The organism is Shinella sp. AETb1-6 (genome assembly GCF_009826875.1).
Classification (GTDB): domain Bacteria; phylum Pseudomonadota; class Alphaproteobacteria; order Rhizobiales; family Rhizobiaceae; genus Shinella; species Shinella sumterensis.
Genome location: NZ_WUMM01000005.1, coordinates 332,801 through 349,723, shown reverse-complemented (window position 1 = coordinate 349,723; position 16,923 = coordinate 332,801). Strand labels below are relative to the sequence as shown.

Here is a 16,923-nt window from a genome sequence, read left to right as displayed (position 1 = left end):
GGCGGCGGGGGGAGCTCCGGCTCCTCCCGCTCTTCCGAACGCTGGCGGCTGTCCGCCGGCGCAAGCCATTTCGTTTTTAAAGGAACCCATTCATGCGCGCCGCCGTCCTCCACACGCCCGGAGACATCCGCCTCGAAAATGTCGACAAGCCCGTTCCGAAGGCAAACGAGGTCCTGCTGCGCGTGGCCGCCGTCGGTGTTTGCGGATCGGACCTGCCGCGCATGCTCATCAAGGGCGCGCACAAGATGCCCATCATCTGCGGCCACGAATTTTCCGGACATATCGAGGAACTGGGCGCTTCGGTCACGGGCTTTTCCAGGGGCGACCTCGTCACGATCCCGCCCATGCTGCCGTGTGGCACCTGCGACCAGTGCGCAACCGGCAATTTCTCGCGGTGCCGCAACTACGACTATTTCGGCTCGCGCCGTGACGGCGCCTATGCCGAATGGGTCTGCGCGCCGGTCGAAAACCTCCTGAAGGCGCCGGCAGGCTGCGATCCGCGTGCCGCCGCCATGGTCGATCCCGCCTCGATTGCCCTTCACGCCATCTGGAAGGCCGGCGGCGTGCGCATGGGCGATCGCGGCGCGGTCATCGGCTGTGGCCCGATCGGCCTCTTCGCCATTCAGTGGATGCTGCTGATGGGCGCGCGCGAAGTCGTCGCCATCGATGTTTCCGAGGAAAAGCTGGAACTTGCCCGCCAGGCCGGCGCGACGCACGCCTTCCTCGCCGGAGCCGACCTGCCCAAGGAGCTTCTCGCCGATATCATCGTGGAAGCAGCAGGGCATCCGACATCCGTCAACGCCGCCGTCAGGCTCGCCGCGCCAGGCGGTCATGTGGTCTTCATCGGCATTCCCGTCGGCGACATACCCCTCACCAATGCCGCCTTCCAGCATTTCCTGCGCCAGGAAGTGTCGCTGCACGGTTCGTGGAACTCCTTCGGCGCACCCTATCCAGGCCCGCAGTGGACGGTGACGCTGGACAAGCTTGCGTCCGGTGCGCTGAAGTGGGAGTTCATGATCACACACGATCTGGAGCTGGAGGAACTGCCTGGGATCTTCGAGCGGCTTCGCACCGACCGCGAATTCTTCTTCTCGAAGATCATGTTCCACCCCTGACGGGGTGCCCGGCACTGGAGGCGTTGCCGGGCGACGGAGAATTTAGGGAGGATCATCGGTCATGGCTCATATCCTGAGCTTCGACTTCGGTACGGGCGGCCTTCGCGCCGGCGTCTACGACACGGACCGGCGCCAGATGCTGGCCCAGGCGGAGGCGGCCTACGCGACGCACTATCCGCGCGCCGGCTGGGCGGAGCAATCCGCTGCCGAGTGGCGTGCGGCCCTGCGCACGGCCGGCCGCGCCGTGCTCGAAAAGGCGGGCCGGCGCACCGTCGATGCCGTCTGCACCGCCACGACCGCCTCCACCGTGGCGATCTGCCGGCGCGACGGCACGCCGCTCTCGCCCGCCCTGCTCTGGATGGACTGCCGCGCTGAAGCCGAAGCGCGCGAGACGGCGAGCCTTGACCATCCCGTCATGCGCTATTGCGGCGGCTCTGACGCCGTCGAATGGCTGGTGCCCAAGGCCATGTGGCTGAAGCGCAACCGCCGGGACATCTGGGATGCCGCCGAGGTCGTCTGCGAGGCGCTCGATTACGTCAATTTCGACCTGACGGGCGAATGGGTCGGCTCACGAATGAACGCCGCCTGCAAATGGAACTACGACAGCGCCGTCGGCCGGTTCGTGCCAGAGGTCTATGAAGCTTTCGGCATTCCGGACCTGACCGAGCGCCTGCCGCAGCGCATCGTGCCCGTCGGCGGCGTGATCGCGCCGATGCGCGCCGAGATGGCGGCAGAACTGGGACTGGACAACCGGCCCGTCGTCGCGCAGGGCGGCATCGATGCCCATATCGGCATCCTCGGTGCCGATACCATCGAGCCCGGCGGCATGCTGTTCATCGGCGGCACGTCCATCGTCCAGCTGGTGCAGCTAGCAGAAGAGTCCGACGTTTCCGGCTTCTGGGGCCCCTACCCCAACGCGCTCAACGACGGCCGCTGGCTGGTCGAATGCGGACAGGTGGCGGCCGGCTCGATGCTCAACTGGCTTGCCGGCGAGATGTTCGGGCTGGATGCCGCCGGCCACGCCGCGCTGATCGCCGATGTCGCGGCCAATCCGTCGCGATCGGAAGGCCTGCTGGCGCTGGATTACATGATGGGCAACCGTACGCCCTATCGCGACGCCGCCCTGCGCGGGGCGCTGATGGGCCTGACGCTCGGCCATACCCGAACGGACGTCTATGCCGCCTCGATCGATTCCATCGCGCTCGGCTCGGCCAATGTGCTGTCGGTGCTGAAGGCGCGCGGCGTTTCCGTGGACCGCGTCATGATGGCGGGCGGCATCGTCAAGAACGCCGCCTGGCTTCAGGCGACGGTGGATGCCATCGGTCAGCCGGTGCAGGTCGCGCGCGAGGACAATCTTTCGCTCGTCGGAACCGCGGCCGCAGCCGCTGCCGCCATCGGCGAGTTCCCGGATCTTCGCGCCGCCGCCGCCGCTTGCGTGGCGCCGTCGAAGGAACTGCTGCCCGATCCGGCGCGCGCCGAATGGTTCCAGAAGATGCTGCCGCTCTATCAGGATGCGACGGAACGGCTGAGGCCGGTGCTCCACCAGCTGGCAAGCCGCCAGAGGGAGGCGTGACATGGCAGAACGCAATCCCTATTCCGCTCGCCTGCCCTCCTCCGATCAGCGCGATCACCTGATCGTCCAGGTCGCCAAGCTCTATTACGACCTCGACCGCACCCAGTCGGAAATCGCAAACGAACTCGGCCTCACGCGCTGGCAGGTCGGCAAGCTTTTGACCGAGGCGAAGGAGGCGGGCATCGTCCGCATCGAGATCACGCCGCGCGCCGGCCGCAGGACCACGGTCGAACTCGAATTGCAGCGTAGCTTCGGCGTCAAGGAGGCCATCGTCGTGCCGACCGGCGAGATCGACGACCCCAGCCTCGTCATCGACAGCGTCGCCCAGGCCGCCGCCACGCATCTGGCAAGCCTCAGCCCCAAGCCGAAGCTGATCGGCGTCAGCTGGGGGCGCACCATGTCGGCGGTCGCCCGCGCGCTTCCGAAGGACTGGTGCCCTGGGCTTCATGTCGTGCTCGTCAACGGATCGACCGCGCTGACGGCGACCAGCAGCCGCAATTCCGCCGTCGCGGAGGAATTCGCGCAGTCGACGGGTGGGCGCGCGACGCTGCTGCCCGTGCCGGCGATCATCGGCTCGAAATCCACCCGCCAGGCGCTTGAACAGGATCCCATTCTCGGCCGCGTTCTGGCGCTGGCCGAAGAGGCGCCGGTGCTCTGCTTCGGTCTCGGCGGCCTCACATCCCAGTCAGTCCTGCTCGGTTCCGGCTATCTCGGCGACGAGGATATTGCGCGGCTGCGCGATCTGGAGGCCGTCGGCGACATCATGGGCCGCTTCGTCGATCGCAACGGCCGCATCGCCGACACCCAGCTCGACGACCGAACCATCGGTCTGAAGCTGGAAGCGCTTGCGGCCAAGGAGCGGGTGATCGGTGTCGCGGCGGGCGAGGACAAGCACCGCATCGCGGCGGCCTGCCTGCGCGCGGGCTACGTCACCGATCTCGTGACCGACGAGGTTACGGCACGCCGCATTCTGGAGGAGGGCGTATGACGCCGGACGTATTGACGATCGAGGGCCTGTCGAAACGCTTCCCGCCGAGCATCATCGCGCTCGACGAGGCCAATATCGCCGTGCGCAAGGGCGAGGTCCATTGCCTTCTCGGCGCGAATGGCGCCGGCAAGTCAACCTTCCTCAAGCTCATCGCCGGCGCGCTATCGCCATCGGCCGGCAGGATCGAGGTGGACGGCAAGCCCGTGCAGTTCCGCGCGCCGGCGGAAGCGGCGCGCGCCGGGATCTCGATGATCTATCAGGAACTCGATCTCGTGCCGCAGCTGACGGTGGCGGAAAACCTCTTCCTCGGCCACCCGCCGTCGCGCTTCGGCTTCCTTGATAAACGAAGCCGCCGGGCGCGCGCCCGCGAGGCGCTTGCCCGGGTCGGCGCGAGTTTCACGCCGGAGGACCGCGTCGGCAGCCTTTCCATCGCCAACCAGCAATTGACCGCGATTGCCCGTTCGCTGACGCGCGAGGCCAAGGTCATCATCATGGACGAGCCTTCGGCGGCACTCAACGAGACCGAGCTGAAATCCGTCTTCCGCGTCATCCGCGAACTGACGGCGCAGGGCGTCGCCATCCTGTATGTCAGCCACCGCCTGGGTGAGCTTCGCGAGATCGGCGACCGCGTGACCGTGCTGCGCGGCGGGCGCACCATCGAGACCTTCGATGTCGAGGGCACGCCCGACAGTGCGCTGGTGGAAGCCATCCTTGGGCGCGATCGCGGCTTCGTCGAGCGCCGCGAGCGGCCGCCGGTCACCGGCGAGGTCGTGCTGAAGGTCGATCGTCTGACGGCAGCGAACGGCCTCGATATCCGCGATTTCGAACTGCGGCGCGGCGAGATCGCCGGCCTCACCGGGCTGAATGGCTCCGGCCGCACATCCTTCCTCAAGGCGCTGTTCGGGGCCGACGCGCACGAGGCGCGCATGTCGCTCTACGGCAAGCCCTACAAGGCAAAGACGCCACGCGATGCCATCGCCGCCGGCCTTGGTCTCGTGCCGGAGAGCCGCAAGACGGAAGGCCTCATCCTCGACGCGCCGATCTATCGCAACGCCACCCTGCCCGCCATGCAGGGGCAGTTCCTCGCGCGGCACGGCGAGCTCAAGGCGAAGACGGTGCCGGTGCTCAGGCAGCTTTCCACCAAATACGGCTCACCGGAGCAGAAGGTCATCCAGCTCTCGGGCGGCAACCAGCAGAAGGTCGTGCTGGCCAAGTGGATCATCAAGGGCGCCAGGCTTCTGCTGCTCGACGAACCCTCGCGCGGCCTCGACATCGGCGCCAAGGCCGATCTCTACCGGCTGGTCGATGAACTGGCCGCCGATGGGGCGGCCGTCATCGTCGCCTCGTCCGAGCTGGAGGAGCTTTACGCCGCCTGCGACACGATCTGGGTGTTCCATGAGGGGCGCAACATCGCCCGCTTCGACCCCGCCACCACCGATCAGGACACGATCCTGAAACATCAGATTCTCGGAGACCACCATCATGACTGATACTGTGACGGGCGTTGCGCCGGCACGCACTTCCGGGCGTCGCGTCGCCGATCTTCTGATCGAGTACAATTTCATCGCGATCTTCCTCGTCGTCGTCGCGATCGCCGCGATCCTGTCGCCGAACTTCCTGACCTCGACCAACATTGCCAACCTGTTTCAGCAGGCGGCCGTGGTCGGCGTCGTGGCCGTCGGCATGACCTTCGTCATCCTGACGGGCAATATCGATCTTTCCGTCGGGTCGGTCGTGGCGCTGTGCGGCATGCTCGTCGCCGTCTTGCTTGCCGGCGGCATGCCGATCGTGCCCGCACTGGCCATCACCATCCTGACCGGCGCACTTGCGGGCGCCGTCATCGGCCTCATCACCGCGCTGGCCGAGGTGCCGAGCTTCATCGTCTCGCTTGCCGGCCTCGTGTCGTTCCGCGGCATCACCTACCTGCTGACGGATGGCGTGCCCGTCTCCGGCCTGCCGCCATCCTTCGGCGCGATCTCCTCGACCATGGTCCCGGTGCTGCCCGGCCTGCAGGTCAGCTCGATGGGGCTCATCTTCGTCGTGCTGTGCATTGCCGCCGGCGCGCTGCTGCGCCTCACGGTGTTCGGCGAATCCGTCTATGCAACGGGCGGCAATGCGGAGGCGGCAAGACTTTCGGGTTTGCCGACCACCCGCATTCTCGTCCTCGTCTTCACGGTGTCCGGCGTCATGAGCGCGCTCGCCGGCATTCTCCTCACATCGCGCCTGCGCATCGGCCAGCCGACCGCCGCACAGGGGCTTGAACTTGACGCCATCGCAGCGGTGGTGCTTGGTGGCACATCGCTTTTTGGCGGGCGTGGCGGCGTGCTCGGCACTTTTTTTGCCGTCATGTTGCTGCAAGTGCTGCGCAATATCTTCAACCTGCTCGGGCTCGGTTCCTTCTACCAGATGACCGTGACGGGCCTGATCATCGTCGCGGCCATCCTTCTCAACCGCTTCATCGACATCCGCAGAGGCCGGGCATGAAACCGCAAGAAAAATCGCTGGAAACCACCATGACAGATCACTTCCCCCGGCCCGAGGGCACGCCGCTGACGCTCGACTGGTTCGAGACCCATTCGGTCAACCTGTCGGCCGCGCAGCGTCGTGCCGCGACCCTGCCCACCCGGCGCGCGGTCAAGAAGGAGTGGCAGGCGGCGTGGCTGCTGCGCGCAATCACCTGCATCGACCTCACGACGCTGGCGGGCGACGACACCGAAGGCCGCGTCCAGCGTCTCTGCGCCAAGGCGAAGGCACCGGTGCGCGCCGATATTCTCGAAGCGCTCGGCATCGAGCGCCTGACGGTCGGCGCGGTCTGCGTCTACCCGACGATGGTCGGCCATGCCGTGAAGGCGCTCGAAGGCAGCGGCATCCCGGTCGCCTCCGTCGCGACGGGGTTTCCCGCCGGCCTCACGCCCCTGCCGCTCAGGCTCGGCGAAATCCGCTACGCCGTCGAGCAGGGCGCCAAGGAAATCGACATCGTCATCACCCGCGAGCATGTGCTGCGCGGCAACTGGTCGGCACTCTATGACGAGATGCGCCAGATGCGGGAAGCCTGCGGCGACGCCCATATGAAGGCGATCCTCGCGACCGGCGACCTCAAGACGCTTTCCAACGTCTACAAGGCCTCGATGGTCGCGATGCAGGCAGGTTCGGATTTCATCAAGACCTCGACCGGCAAGGAAGACGTCAATGCCACGCTGCCGGTGTCGCTCACCATGGTGCGGGCGTTGCGCGATTATAAGGACCGCACCGGCCAGATGGTCGGCTTCAAGCCGGCCGGCGGGTTGAAGACTGCCAAGGATGCGATGAACTGGCTGATCCTCATGAAGGAGGAACTCGGCACGCGCTTCATGATGCCCGATCTCTTCCGCATCGGCGCGTCCTCCATGCTCGGCGACATCGAACGCCAGCTCGAACATCACATTACGGGCCGCTACTCGGCCGCCAACCGCCACGCGCTGGCCTGAGGTTAGACCATGCCTTCCATCAAGGACATTATGCAGACCATGGAATACGGCCCCGCTCCCGAAAGCAACGCAGAGGTCAAGGCCTGGCTTTCCGCCCGCTCCGCCGGCATCGGCCATTTCATCGACGGCAGGTTCACGAGCGCCGCCGGCGATCTCATCGATGTCGTCAACCCCGCGACGGAGGACGTCATCGGCCGTGTCGCCAAGGGCACCGCTGATGATGTGGATGCGGCGGTCGCGGCTGCGCGCGCGGCGTTCCCCGAATGGTCGGCGCTGCCGGGCCATGAGCGCGCGAAATATCTCTATGCCATCGCGCGCCACATCCAGAAGCGCGAGCGCTTCTTCTCCGTGCTGGAGACCATGGACAACGGCAAGACGATCCGCGAGACCCGCGATATCGATATCCCGCTCGTCGCGCGCCACTTCTACCATCATGCCGGCTGGGCCGAACTCGTCGCCGACGCGTTCCCGCAACACAGGCCGGTCGGCGTCTGCGGCCAGATCATTCCGTGGAACTTCCCGCTGCTGATGCTCGCCTGGAAGGTCGCGCCGGCGCTTGCGGCCGGCAACACGGTCGTGCTCAAGCCGGCCGACCTCACGCCGATGACCGCGCACGCCTTCGCCGAACTTCTCGTCGAGATCGGCCTGCCCGCCGGCGTCGTCAACATCGTCCAGGGCGACGGCGAGACGGGAGCCGCCATTGCCGGCCATCCGGATGTCGACAAGGTCGCCTTCACCGGCTCGACGGATGTCGGTCGTATCATCCGCCGCCAGATCGCCGGCTCGGGCAAGAAGCTCAGCCTGGAACTCGGCGGCAAGTCGCCCTTCATCGTGCTGGAGGATGCCGATCTCGATGCCGCGGTCGAAGGCGTCGTGGATGCGATCTGGTTCAACCAGGGCGAGGTCTGCTGCGCGGGCTCGCGGCTCCTCGTCCAGGAAGGCGTCGCGCCGCGCTTTTTCGACAAGCTGAAAGCCCGCATGGCGACGCTCCGCATCGGCGATCCGCTCGACAAGACGATGGACATGGGCGCCGTCGTCTCGATGAAGCAGCTTTCGCGCATCAAGACCCTTTTGAAGGCCGGTGAAGAGGAGGGCGCAACGCTCAATCTCGCTCCCGTGGCCCTGCCGGAAAAGGGCGCCTTCTGCACGCCGGGCTTCTTCACCGACAGCCATCCCGCCAACAGCGTGTCGCAGGTCGAGATCTTCGGCCCCGTGGCAACGACGCTCACCTTCCGCACGCTGGACGAGGCCGTCGCGCTCGCCAACGACACCCGCTACGGCCTGGCCGCCTCTCTCTGGTCGGAGAACGTCAACCGCGCCATCGAGCTCGCCGCGCGCGTCAAGACGGGCGTCGTGTGGATCAACGCCACCAACATGTTCGATGCCGCCGCCCCCTTCGGCGGTTATCGCGAAAGCGGCTATGGCCGTGAGGGCGGCCGCGCCGGCATGCTCGAATATCTCACCACCGGCTGGGACAAGCAGGGCAAGGTCCGCGCCGTCTCGGCCGCCCCCATCGATGTGGCCCCTGCCACGGGCAAGGCCGACCGCACGGCAATCGACGTGACGGCAAAGCTCTATATCGGCGGCAAGCAGGCGCGGCCGGACGGCGGCCAGAGCTACACGGTCTATGGCAAGGCAGGTGCGGCCATCGGCGAGGCCGGCCTCGCCAACCGCAAGGATGTGCGCAACGCCGTCGAAGCGGCAAACAAGGCGACCGCCTGGGGCGGCGTGACCGCGCATAACCGCGCGCAGGTGCTCTATTTCCTCGCCGAAAACCTCGAGCAGCGCCGCGATGAATTCGTGGCGGCACTCGCTGCAACGGGTGCCGTCGCGAAACCGGAAGAGGAGTTCGAGGCGGCGATCCGCCGGTGCTTCTGGTATGCCGCGCAGGCCGACAAGTTCGACGGCGCCGTGACCGCGACGAAATCGCAGCACGTGACGATGACGGTCAACGAGCCCTTTGGCACGATCGGCGTCGTGGCGCCCGACGAGGCGCCGCTTCTCGCCCTCCTCTCCTTGATCCTGCCGGCGATCACCATGGGCAACCGCGTCGTGGCCGTCGCCTCGCAGGCGCATCCGCTCATCGCCGCCCGCCTCTACCAGGTCTTCGAAACGTCGGACATTCCCGCCGGCGTCGTCAATCTGCTGACCGGCGAGCGCGATGTGCTGGCAAAGACGCTTGCCGAGCACGACGACGTGGCAGCACTCTGGTACTGCGGAAGTGAGGACGGCTCGCGCATGGTGGAAGTGGCGTCGGCCGGCAACCTCAAGCCGGTCTGGTCCGATCTCGGCCGCCTGCGCGACTGGCTGGATCCGCGCTTCGGCCAGGGCCAGGAGTATCTGCGCCGCGCCAGCCAGGTGAAGACGATCTGGCTGCCTTACGGCGAATGACCAAGACAGGCGGGGAGCGACAGCCTCCCCGCCCCGCCGTCCCCGATCTCGACTTTTGACACCCTGGACCCGCGGCATATCGCATCCGCACGACCTCCAGTGACCAGCGCATCCCCGGCTTAATTCGTATTTGAATGATCAATTCCTCTGTGGCAGTGTGGCCGCGCGGAGGAGGCACGCATCATGATCATCGATACCCACCTGCATCTCGTCTATCGGGACCGTCTGACCTATCCCTGGCTTGCCGACGTGCCGCCTCTCAACGCCGATTTTACCCACGATCTTTACGCCAGGGAGGCCCGGCGTCTCGGCATTGCGGCCTCGCTGCATATGGAAGTGGATGTCGCCGAGACGGACATCGCGCGGGAGACGGAGGTCATCGAGGCGCTCGCCACCGCTGCGGACAGCCTGCTCGTCGGCGCCATTGCCAGTTGCCGGCCGGAGCTGCCGGACTTTCCCGCCTATCTCGAGCGCGTGCGCGCCAACCCCTTCGTGCGCGGTTTCCGCCGCGTGCTGCATGTCGTGCCGGACGATGTGTCGGAAGGGGCCTTGTTCCGCGAAAACATCGCAAGGCTTTCCGGCAGCGGGCTCACCTTCGATCTCTGCGTCAAGCCGCACCAGATCGAACGGGCGATCGCCCTTGTCGATCTCGCGCCCGATGTCTCCTTCGTGCTGGATCATTGCGGCGTGCCGGACATCGCCGGCGGCGGGTACGATCTCTGGAAGGGCCCATTGTCGGAGATCGCCCGGCGCCCCAACGTCACGGTCAAACTGTCGGGGATTCCGGCCTATGGCGCGGAAAACTGGACGCTGGAGGACCTGAAACCCTATTTCGCCCACGTCGTGCGCTGCTTCGGCTTCGACCGCATGGTCTGGGGCAGCGACTGGCCGGTCTGCACGCTCGGCGGCGGCCTCTCAACCTGGATCGGCGCCACGCATGCGCTTCTGTCGGGCGTCAGCCTGCCGGAAAAGGCCGGGGTGCTCTCGGACAATGCGCGCCGCTTGTGGAAGATCAGCCCGCGAGCGTAGCGCCGGCTTGCCGCAGCGGTCAGAGCGTCTGCGGCGCGATGAACTGATAGTAGGCCCACGCCAGCACGATCACGGCAAGCACGGCGAGCCAGATGTGCCCGGCCTGGAGCCGTTGTTCGGCGGCGGGTTTCTTTTCCGGCTGCGGCTTGCGTCGTTCGAACTTCACTACATTGTCGTCGTCCAAGGCGTTTCCTCCCGATGGCAGCACCGCTGACTTACCGGTGCTTCGCCATGCAATGCAAGAGCGGTGTGGCTTGCTCGCCTAATCTGCCCTGCCGGTGATCGCCACACGTTCGAAATGCCCGCGGCCGAGATGGCCCGCACCGTCACGTATGTCGGCGGTGATGGCGGCCTTCAGCGCCTCGGCGTCCTGTCTTGTTATGGCCAACAGCGCTTCGGCGTGGCGATCGACCTGGTAGGTTTGGGAAAGGTTTTCGCCGGCCCGTCGCATGAAGGGGCCAAGACGCAGCCAGAGGGATTCGATCAGCGGCAGCATCACGGTGCCCGGGCGCGCCTCATACAGGGCGCGGTGGAAGGCGAAGTTGGCTTCCACCAGCCGGCGGAAATCGCCCGCGGCCAATGCCTCGTCCGCCTGTCGGTCGAAGGCACGCATACGGGCGAGCGCAGGCGGGTCTATAAAGGGCATCGCCCGTTCGGCGGCGCGCGTCTCCAGCGCGATGCGCGCCTCGAGCACCTCATCGAAACCGGCGGAATCGAGATCCGGTACGCGGACCCGGCGATTGTCGAGCAGTTCCAGCGCACCTTCGGAGACGAGCCGGTGCAGCGCTTCGCGCACCGGCATGGCGCTGACGCCAAGCATGTCGGCAAGGCCGTTGATCGTCACCGGTTCCCCCGGTTCGAAACCGCCTGTCATGATGCTGTGCCGCAGGACACGATACACCCACTGCTTGGCGGATTCGCTCTCTTCCCGCCGCTCGGAAACCAGCATGCCCTTACCCTCCCTGTGCGGGTCCGCCAATCTGTGCCAAAAGCCGACTCAGGGCTGAATTCTCGGTAGATTGCACGCAGAACTGATAATGTTGCGAAGCCGAAAATGACCCTTTACAGATTTGATCAAATTATGATTTGTTGTGATCATAAGCAAGACAAGCATATCACATAAGAGCCGTGATCGACGGTCAGACAATGGTAAGCCGGCGATCCGGACAGAGGAAGTCTCGGGTGTCGGTCGACGAACGGGGAACCGATGACTGAATCGCGAACGACTGCGGCGCATGGCGGTGCCATTGGCCTGCACGGTATCAAGAAATGGTTCGGAAACTTCCAGGCCGTGGACAATGTCACGCTGGATATCCGCCCCAATGAATTCTTCACGCTCCTCGGCCCGTCGGGATGCGGAAAGACCACGCTCCTGCGCATGATCGCCGGTTTCGAAATGCCGACCGAAGGGCAGGTCCTGCTCGACGGGTCGGATATTTCGGGGCTTCTGCCCAACCAGCGCCCGGTCAACACGGTCTTTCAGAACTACGCTCTCTTCCCGCACCTCACGGTCGCCGAGAATATCGGTTTCGGCCTCAAGATGCTGGGGCGGCCGAAGGCGGAGATAACCTCCGTCGTCAACGACATGCTGAAGCTCGTTCATCTCGACGGCCGTGGCCACAATCCGGTCACCCAGCTTTCCGGCGGCCAGCAGCAGCGTGTCGCCCTTGCCCGGGCATTGGCCCCGCGACCGAAGGTCCTCCTGCTCGACGAGCCGCTGTCGGCGCTCGATCTCAAGCTTCGCAAGTCGATGCAGATCGAGCTGAAGCGTCTTCAGCTGGAAACCGGCATCACCTTTGTCTTCGTCACCCACGACCAGGAAGAAGCGCTCACCATGTCGGACCGCATCGCGGTCATGTCGGCGGGAACGGTTCGTCAGGTCGGCTCGCCCTGGGATATCTACGACCGCCCGGCCGAGCGTTTCGTCGCCGACTTCATCGGCGAGACCAATTTCCTTTCGGCCGACGTCGTCTCCGTGGCGGATAACCGGGCGCGGGTGCGGCTCTCTTCCGGCGCCGAAATTTCCGCAAGCTTCCCCGCGGATGTGACGCCGAACGGCTCCGTCACCGTCGTGGTTCGGCCCGAACATGCCCGCGCGGGCGCGCCGACCGGCACGTCGGCGCTGCGGGGCGTCGTGCATGATATCGTCTATCTCGGCACCGATACGCATGTTCACGTGCGACTGGACGACGGCACCGCTTTCATGGTGCGCCAGCAGAATGCGCGCAGCGGCCATTGCGGCTTTTCCAAAGGCGATACGGTTGGCATCGACTTCAGCGACGACGTCGCTCAGATTCTGAGGGACTGAGATGAAGGGCGCAGAACAGGTCGCGATCGAGGCCAGGAAACAGGATATCCGCTCCCGCTGGCTCCTGAGCGCGCCGGCCCTTGTCATCATCTTCGTGGCGGCGATCGGGCCGCTCTTCGTGATGCTGCTCTACTCCTTCATGGTCAAGGGCGATTACGGGGATGTGAAGCCCTGGGAATTCTCGCTCGATGGCTGGACCTCGGTCTTCTTCCAGCGGGATATCTTCGACGATACGCTCGGACTGGCCGATGCGCATATTTCGATCATCTGGCGCTCCATCCAGCTGTCGTTCTTCACCACCATCCTCACCCTGATCCTCGGCTTCCCGACCGCCTATTTCATCGCGACACGGCCGCCGCATACCCGCGAAATCTGGGTATTCCTCGTCACCATCCCGTTCTGGACAAACCTTCTCATCCGCACCTTCGCCATGCAGCAGGTCATCCGCAACGAAGGCCTTCTCAACAATGCGCTGATATGGCTCGGCATCATCAAGAGCCCGCTGCAGATCATCTATACCGACACCGCCAACCTGCTCGGCATGACCTATGTCTATCTGCCGCTCATGGTGCTGCCGCTCTATGCCTCCATCGAGAAGCTGGATTTCCGGCTGGTCGAGGCAGGATACGATCTTTACGCGACACGTTTCCAGGTGCTGCGCAAGATCGTCATCCCGCTGGTGAAGCCCGGCATCATTGCAGGCTCGATCCTGGTCTTCATCCCCTCGCTCGGCGCCTATGTCATCCCGCGCGTTCTCGGCGGCGGCAAGAACATGATGCTCGGCAACCTGATCGAGATGCAGTTCGGCGCCGGCCGCAACTGGCCGCTCGGTGCGGCTATGTCGATCACGCTGATGATCATCGTGATGGTCGCTCTCATCGTCTATGTCCGCAACGCCTCGCGCGGAGGGTCCGGACATGTTTAGATCGCGTTTCGACATCAAGTCGCAGCCGGGCTTCGGCTTCATCACGCTTTTCACCTTCTTCGCGCTTTACCTGCCGATCGGCGCGCTGGTCGTCTATTCCTTCAACGACGCGGAATCGCTGTCGCAATGGGGCGGCTTTTCCGGGCGCTGGTTCGTGGCGGCATGGCAGAACTCCGCCGTACAGGACGCGGCGATCCGCTCGCTCATCATCGCGCTCTGGGCGGCAAGCCTCGCGACGGTCGCGGCGCTGATGGCGGCGCTCGCCACGACCCGCACCGCGCCCTATCGCGGGCAGACGCTGAAATACGCGATGATCAACCAGCCGCTGATGGTGCCGGAAATCGTCACCGCCGTTGCGCTGCTGATCGTCTTCTCGCGCATCAAGGTCTGGACCGGCTATTCCGGCCTCGGATACCTCGTCCTCGCGCACACCGCCTTCTGCATTCCCTTTGCCTATCTGCCGATCCGCGCCCGGCTGGAAAGCATGGACCTCACGCTGGAACGCGCGGCAGCCGACCTCTACGCCTCGCGCTGGCAAACCTTCCGTCATGTGACGCTGCCGCTCCTGCGGCCGGCCGTCATCGCCGGCTTCATGCTGGCCTTCGTCATTTCGCTTGATGACGTTGTGATTACCGAGTTTGTCAAATCGGGCGGGCAGGATACGCTGCCCACCTACATGCTGGGACAGCTTCGCCGTGAAACCACGCCCGAGATCAACGCGATCGCCACCGTGTTCCTCGCGCTTTCGACCGTGCTGGTCGTGATCTTCTTCTTCATCAACCGGAAAAAACAATAGCCAAATCCGACAGACCAACGACAGAGAGGAACAGACATGAAATCGAAATGGATCACCACGACGGCAATGGCTGCGGTCGCCGCCCTCGCCTTCGCCAACAGCGCATCGGCCGCAGGCGAACTCAACATCTACAACTGGGGTGACTATACGAGCCCCGAACTGATCAAGAAGTTCGAGAAAGAGTTCGACGTCAAGGTCACCGTGACCGACTACGATTCGAACGATACGGCGCTTGCCAAGGTCCGCGCCGGCGGCCACGGCTTCGACATCGTCGTTCCCTCGGCCAACTATGTCCAGATCTGGGTCAAGGAAGGCCTCATCGAGGAGGCCCGCCCGGACCAGATGGAGAACTTCAAGAACGTCGACCCGCGCTGGGTGGACGTTCCCTGGGATCCGGGTCGTCATTACACCGTTCCGTGGCAGTGGGGCCTGACCGGCATCGGCGTCAACACCGCGGTCTACAAGGGCGATATCAACACGTCCGCCATCTTCCTCGATCCGCCGCCGGAACTGGTCGGCAAGATCAACGTCGCACCGGAAATGAACGACGTGCTCTTCGCCGCGATCAAGTATTTCGGCGGCGACTGGTGCACCACCGACAAGGAAGTGCTGCGCAAGGTCCGCGACAAGCTGGTGGAAGCCAAGACCAAGTGGCTCGCCATGGATTACAGCGTCACCGAGAAGCTGCCCTCCGGCGACTATGCCGGCGTCTACTACTGGAACGGCGCCATCATGCGCTCGCGCCTGAAGAACCCCGATGTCAAGATGGGCTATCCGAAGGAGGGCTTCCCCTACTTCATGGACAGCGCAGCGCTTCTCAAGGACGCGAAGAACCCGGAAAACGCCAAGCTGTTCATGAACTTCATCATGGACCCGGAAAACGCCGCGATGATTTCGGCCTTCGCGAAATATGCCAACGGCATCAAGGGGTCGGACAAGTTCCTGCCGGAGGATATGAAGACCGCGCCGGAACTGGTCGTTCCGCCGGAATACGAGAAGGCCGGCGAGTTCCTGCTGAGCTGCGAGCCGGAGACGCAGCAGCTCTACACCCGGATCTGGACCGAACTGCAGAAGTAACGCGTCGCATGTAACAAGGACAGCCATATGCGGGAAGGCTTGACGCCTTCCCGCAGACCGGCGGCATTCTCATGATCAAGACCTTCAAGGAAACGCACGGCTTTGCCCGTGCCGATGTCACGCTCGCCAACTGGCGCACCACTCCCTACAGCCGCTGGACGTTCCAGAACGTGCGCGATTTCGTGCCGACGGCCGTGATCGCCGCTGAACTGGTCAGCGCGGAGCAGCCGCTTGTCAGCGATGCCTTCCTCGATGCGGCGATGGAGACGGGCCTTGCCGGGGCGGCCACCGCACGCGCCTTCCTCGATTTTGCCCATACCGACGCGTTCGTCCTGATGCGCCGGGGCGAGATCGTCGCTGAATATTACGCCCCGCATGCCGATCCCAACGCGCCGCACCTCGTGTTCTCGATTTCCAAGTCGCTGACGGCCGTCGTCTCCGGCATCCTTGAAGCCGAGGGCATCATCGATCCCGACCGCCCCGTCACGGACTACCTGCCCGAGGCAAAGGGCAGCGTTTATGGCGACTGCACCTATCGCGACGTGCTGGACATGCGCGTGAGCCTCGACTTCGAGGAAGCCTATCTCGACCCCTACGGCGCGTTCGCCCGCTATCGCCGCGCCATGCTGTGGAACCCGCCGATGCCGGATGTGGAGCCGGAAACGCTGGCCTCCTTCCTGCTGACGCTTCAGAAGGCCGAACGGCCGCATGGCGGACCGTTCTACTACGCCTCGCCCAATGCCGATCTGCTCGGCGTCATCATCGAACGGGCGACGGGCGCGCGCTTTGCCGACCTGACCTCCGATCTGCTGTGGAAGCCGATGGGCGCCCGGAACAATGCCGAGGTCACGGTGGATGCCATCGGCACGCCGCGCACCGCTGGCGGCGTTTCCATCACGGCCCGCGATCTGGCCCGGCTTGGCGAACTGCTGCGCAATCACGGTGTGCGCAACGGCCGTCAGGTCATTCCGGAAGGCTGGATCCGCGACATGCAGGACAATGGCGACCGCGAAGCCTGGCAACAGGGGCGCAATGTCGACCTGCCGAATGGCCGCTACCGCAGCCAGTGGTATCAGTCCGGCGAGGCCGACGGCGCGTTCTGCGCGATCGGCATCCACGGCCAGTGGCTCTATGTCGATCCGAGCACCGAGACCGTCATCGTCAAGCTCTCCTCCCAGCCCGAACCGCTGGGCGACGAGGAGAACCAGGACGTCTTCACCTTCTTCCGCGCGCTTTGCCGCCGGGCAATCTGAC

At 64.9% G+C, this 16,923-nt stretch carries 15 protein-coding genes; 13 read left to right on the top strand and 2 right to left on the bottom strand.

Annotated elements, in window-relative coordinates; all coding sequences use genetic code 11:
- The first annotated feature begins 92 nt into the window (after positions 1 to 92).
- The 8 genes from GR158_RS11490 to GR158_RS11455 all read left to right on the top strand — a co-directional run bounded on the left by GR158_RS11490 (position 93) and on the right by GR158_RS11455 (position 10,563).
- Complete coding sequence (locus tag GR158_RS11490; protein WP_160871184.1) at positions 93 to 1,115, top strand: galactitol-1-phosphate 5-dehydrogenase; 1,023 nt, start codon at positions 93 to 95, stop codon at positions 1,113 to 1,115.
- A gap of 61 nt (positions 1,116 to 1,176) precedes the next feature.
- Entirely contained in the window at positions 1,177 to 2,688 is a 1,512-nt protein-coding gene (locus GR158_RS11485; RefSeq protein ID WP_160871183.1) for a ribulokinase, read from the top strand.
- Position 2,689: 1 nt separating this feature from the next.
- On the top strand, positions 2,690 to 3,676 hold the full coding sequence (locus GR158_RS11480) for a sugar-binding transcriptional regulator (RefSeq protein WP_134650406.1): 987 nt from the start codon (positions 2,690 to 2,692) through the stop codon (positions 3,674 to 3,676).
- Positions 3,673 to 5,166: a sugar ABC transporter ATP-binding protein gene (locus tag GR158_RS11475; protein ID WP_160871182.1), complete on the top strand. Its 1,494-nt coding sequence runs from the start codon at positions 3,673 to 3,675 to the stop codon at positions 5,164 to 5,166. Before GR158_RS11480 ends, GR158_RS11475 begins: the two co-directional genes overlap by 4 nt.
- Positions 5,159 to 6,160 (top strand): ABC transporter permease, encoded by a 1,002-nt coding sequence (locus tag GR158_RS11470; RefSeq protein WP_160871181.1) that lies wholly within the window; start codon positions 5,159 to 5,161, stop codon positions 6,158 to 6,160. Before GR158_RS11475 ends, GR158_RS11470 begins: the two co-directional genes overlap by 8 nt.
- A 29-nt stretch (positions 6,161 to 6,189) precedes the next feature.
- Positions 6,190 to 7,143 (top strand): deoxyribose-phosphate aldolase, encoded by a 954-nt coding sequence (deoC, locus tag GR158_RS11465; protein ID WP_160871180.1) that lies wholly within the window; start codon positions 6,190 to 6,192, stop codon positions 7,141 to 7,143.
- Between the two features lie 9 nt (positions 7,144 to 7,152).
- Entirely contained in the window at positions 7,153 to 9,534 is a 2,382-nt protein-coding gene (locus GR158_RS11460; protein ID WP_160871179.1) for an aldehyde dehydrogenase family protein, read from the top strand.
- A gap of 183 nt (positions 9,535 to 9,717) precedes the next feature.
- Positions 9,718 to 10,563, top strand: coding sequence for an amidohydrolase (locus GR158_RS11455; RefSeq protein ID WP_160871178.1), 846 nt, complete (start codon positions 9,718 to 9,720; stop codon positions 10,561 to 10,563).
- 19 nt (positions 10,564 to 10,582) lie between these two features.
- On the opposite strand, the gene GR158_RS25130 is transcribed toward GR158_RS11455, so the two are convergent.
- Complete coding sequence (locus GR158_RS25130; RefSeq protein ID WP_202402243.1) at positions 10,583 to 10,747, bottom strand: hypothetical protein; 165 nt, start codon at positions 10,745 to 10,747, stop codon at positions 10,583 to 10,585.
- Between the two features lie 78 nt (positions 10,748 to 10,825).
- Positions 10,826 to 11,512 (bottom strand): GntR family transcriptional regulator, encoded by a 687-nt coding sequence (locus tag GR158_RS11450; RefSeq protein ID WP_134650968.1) that lies wholly within the window; start codon positions 11,510 to 11,512, stop codon positions 10,826 to 10,828.
- A 258-nt stretch (positions 11,513 to 11,770) separates the two neighbouring features.
- On the opposite strand from GR158_RS11450, the gene GR158_RS11445 reads away from it, so the two are divergent.
- The 5 genes from GR158_RS11445 (at position 11,771) to GR158_RS11425 (ending at position 16,922) form a co-directional block, all read left to right on the top strand.
- Positions 11,771 to 12,871 carry an ABC transporter ATP-binding protein gene (locus tag GR158_RS11445; protein WP_134650969.1) on the top strand — a complete coding sequence of 367 codons (1,101 nt, stop codon included), beginning with the start codon at positions 11,771 to 11,773 and terminating at the stop codon, positions 12,869 to 12,871.
- Position 12,872: 1 nt separating this feature from the next.
- Entirely contained in the window at positions 12,873 to 13,796 is a 924-nt protein-coding gene (locus GR158_RS11440) for an ABC transporter permease (RefSeq protein WP_160871177.1), read from the top strand.
- Positions 13,789 to 14,592: an ABC transporter permease gene (locus GR158_RS11435; RefSeq protein WP_134650971.1), complete on the top strand. Its 804-nt coding sequence runs from the start codon at positions 13,789 to 13,791 to the stop codon at positions 14,590 to 14,592. The genes GR158_RS11440 and GR158_RS11435 overlap by 8 nt, the downstream gene beginning before the upstream one ends.
- A gap of 36 nt (positions 14,593 to 14,628) precedes the next feature.
- Entirely contained in the window at positions 14,629 to 15,669 is a 1,041-nt protein-coding gene (locus tag GR158_RS11430) for an extracellular solute-binding protein (protein ID WP_160871176.1), read from the top strand.
- 71 nt (positions 15,670 to 15,740) lie between these two features.
- A complete protein-coding gene (locus GR158_RS11425; protein WP_160871175.1) occupies positions 15,741 to 16,922 on the top strand; it encodes a serine hydrolase in 1,182 nt (393 codons plus the stop codon).
- The last annotated feature ends 1 nt before the right edge of the window (position 16,923 follow it).

Coding starts and splice junctions, on each gene's coding strand:
- deoC (WP_160871180.1), top strand. CDS start 6,190: ATGACAGATCACTTCCCCCGGCCCGAGGGCACGCCGCTGACGCTCGAC.
- GR158_RS11460 (WP_160871179.1), top strand. CDS start 7,153: ATGCCTTCCATCAAGGACATTATGCAGACCATGGAATACGGCCCCGCT.
- GR158_RS11445 (WP_134650969.1), top strand. CDS start 11,771: ATGACTGAATCGCGAACGACTGCGGCGCATGGCGGTGCCATTGGCCTG.
- GR158_RS11430 (WP_160871176.1), top strand. CDS start 14,629: ATGAAATCGAAATGGATCACCACGACGGCAATGGCTGCGGTCGCCGCC.
- GR158_RS11440 (WP_160871177.1), top strand. CDS start 12,873: ATGAAGGGCGCAGAACAGGTCGCGATCGAGGCCAGGAAACAGGATATC.
- GR158_RS11475 (WP_160871182.1), top strand. CDS start 3,673: ATGACGCCGGACGTATTGACGATCGAGGGCCTGTCGAAACGCTTCCCG.
- GR158_RS11450 (WP_134650968.1), bottom strand. CDS start 11,512: ATGCTGGTTTCCGAGCGGCGGGAAGAGAGCGAATCCGCCAAGCAGTGG.
- GR158_RS11480 (WP_134650406.1), top strand. CDS start 2,690: ATGGCAGAACGCAATCCCTATTCCGCTCGCCTGCCCTCCTCCGATCAG.
- GR158_RS11455 (WP_160871178.1), top strand. CDS start 9,718: ATGATCATCGATACCCACCTGCATCTCGTCTATCGGGACCGTCTGACC.
- GR158_RS11425 (WP_160871175.1), top strand. CDS start 15,741: ATGATCAAGACCTTCAAGGAAACGCACGGCTTTGCCCGTGCCGATGTC.
- GR158_RS11470 (WP_160871181.1), top strand. CDS start 5,159: ATGACTGATACTGTGACGGGCGTTGCGCCGGCACGCACTTCCGGGCGT.
- GR158_RS11490 (WP_160871184.1), top strand. CDS start 93: ATGCGCGCCGCCGTCCTCCACACGCCCGGAGACATCCGCCTCGAAAAT.
- GR158_RS11435 (WP_134650971.1), top strand. CDS start 13,789: ATGTTTAGATCGCGTTTCGACATCAAGTCGCAGCCGGGCTTCGGCTTC.
- GR158_RS11485 (WP_160871183.1), top strand. CDS start 1,177: ATGGCTCATATCCTGAGCTTCGACTTCGGTACGGGCGGCCTTCGCGCC.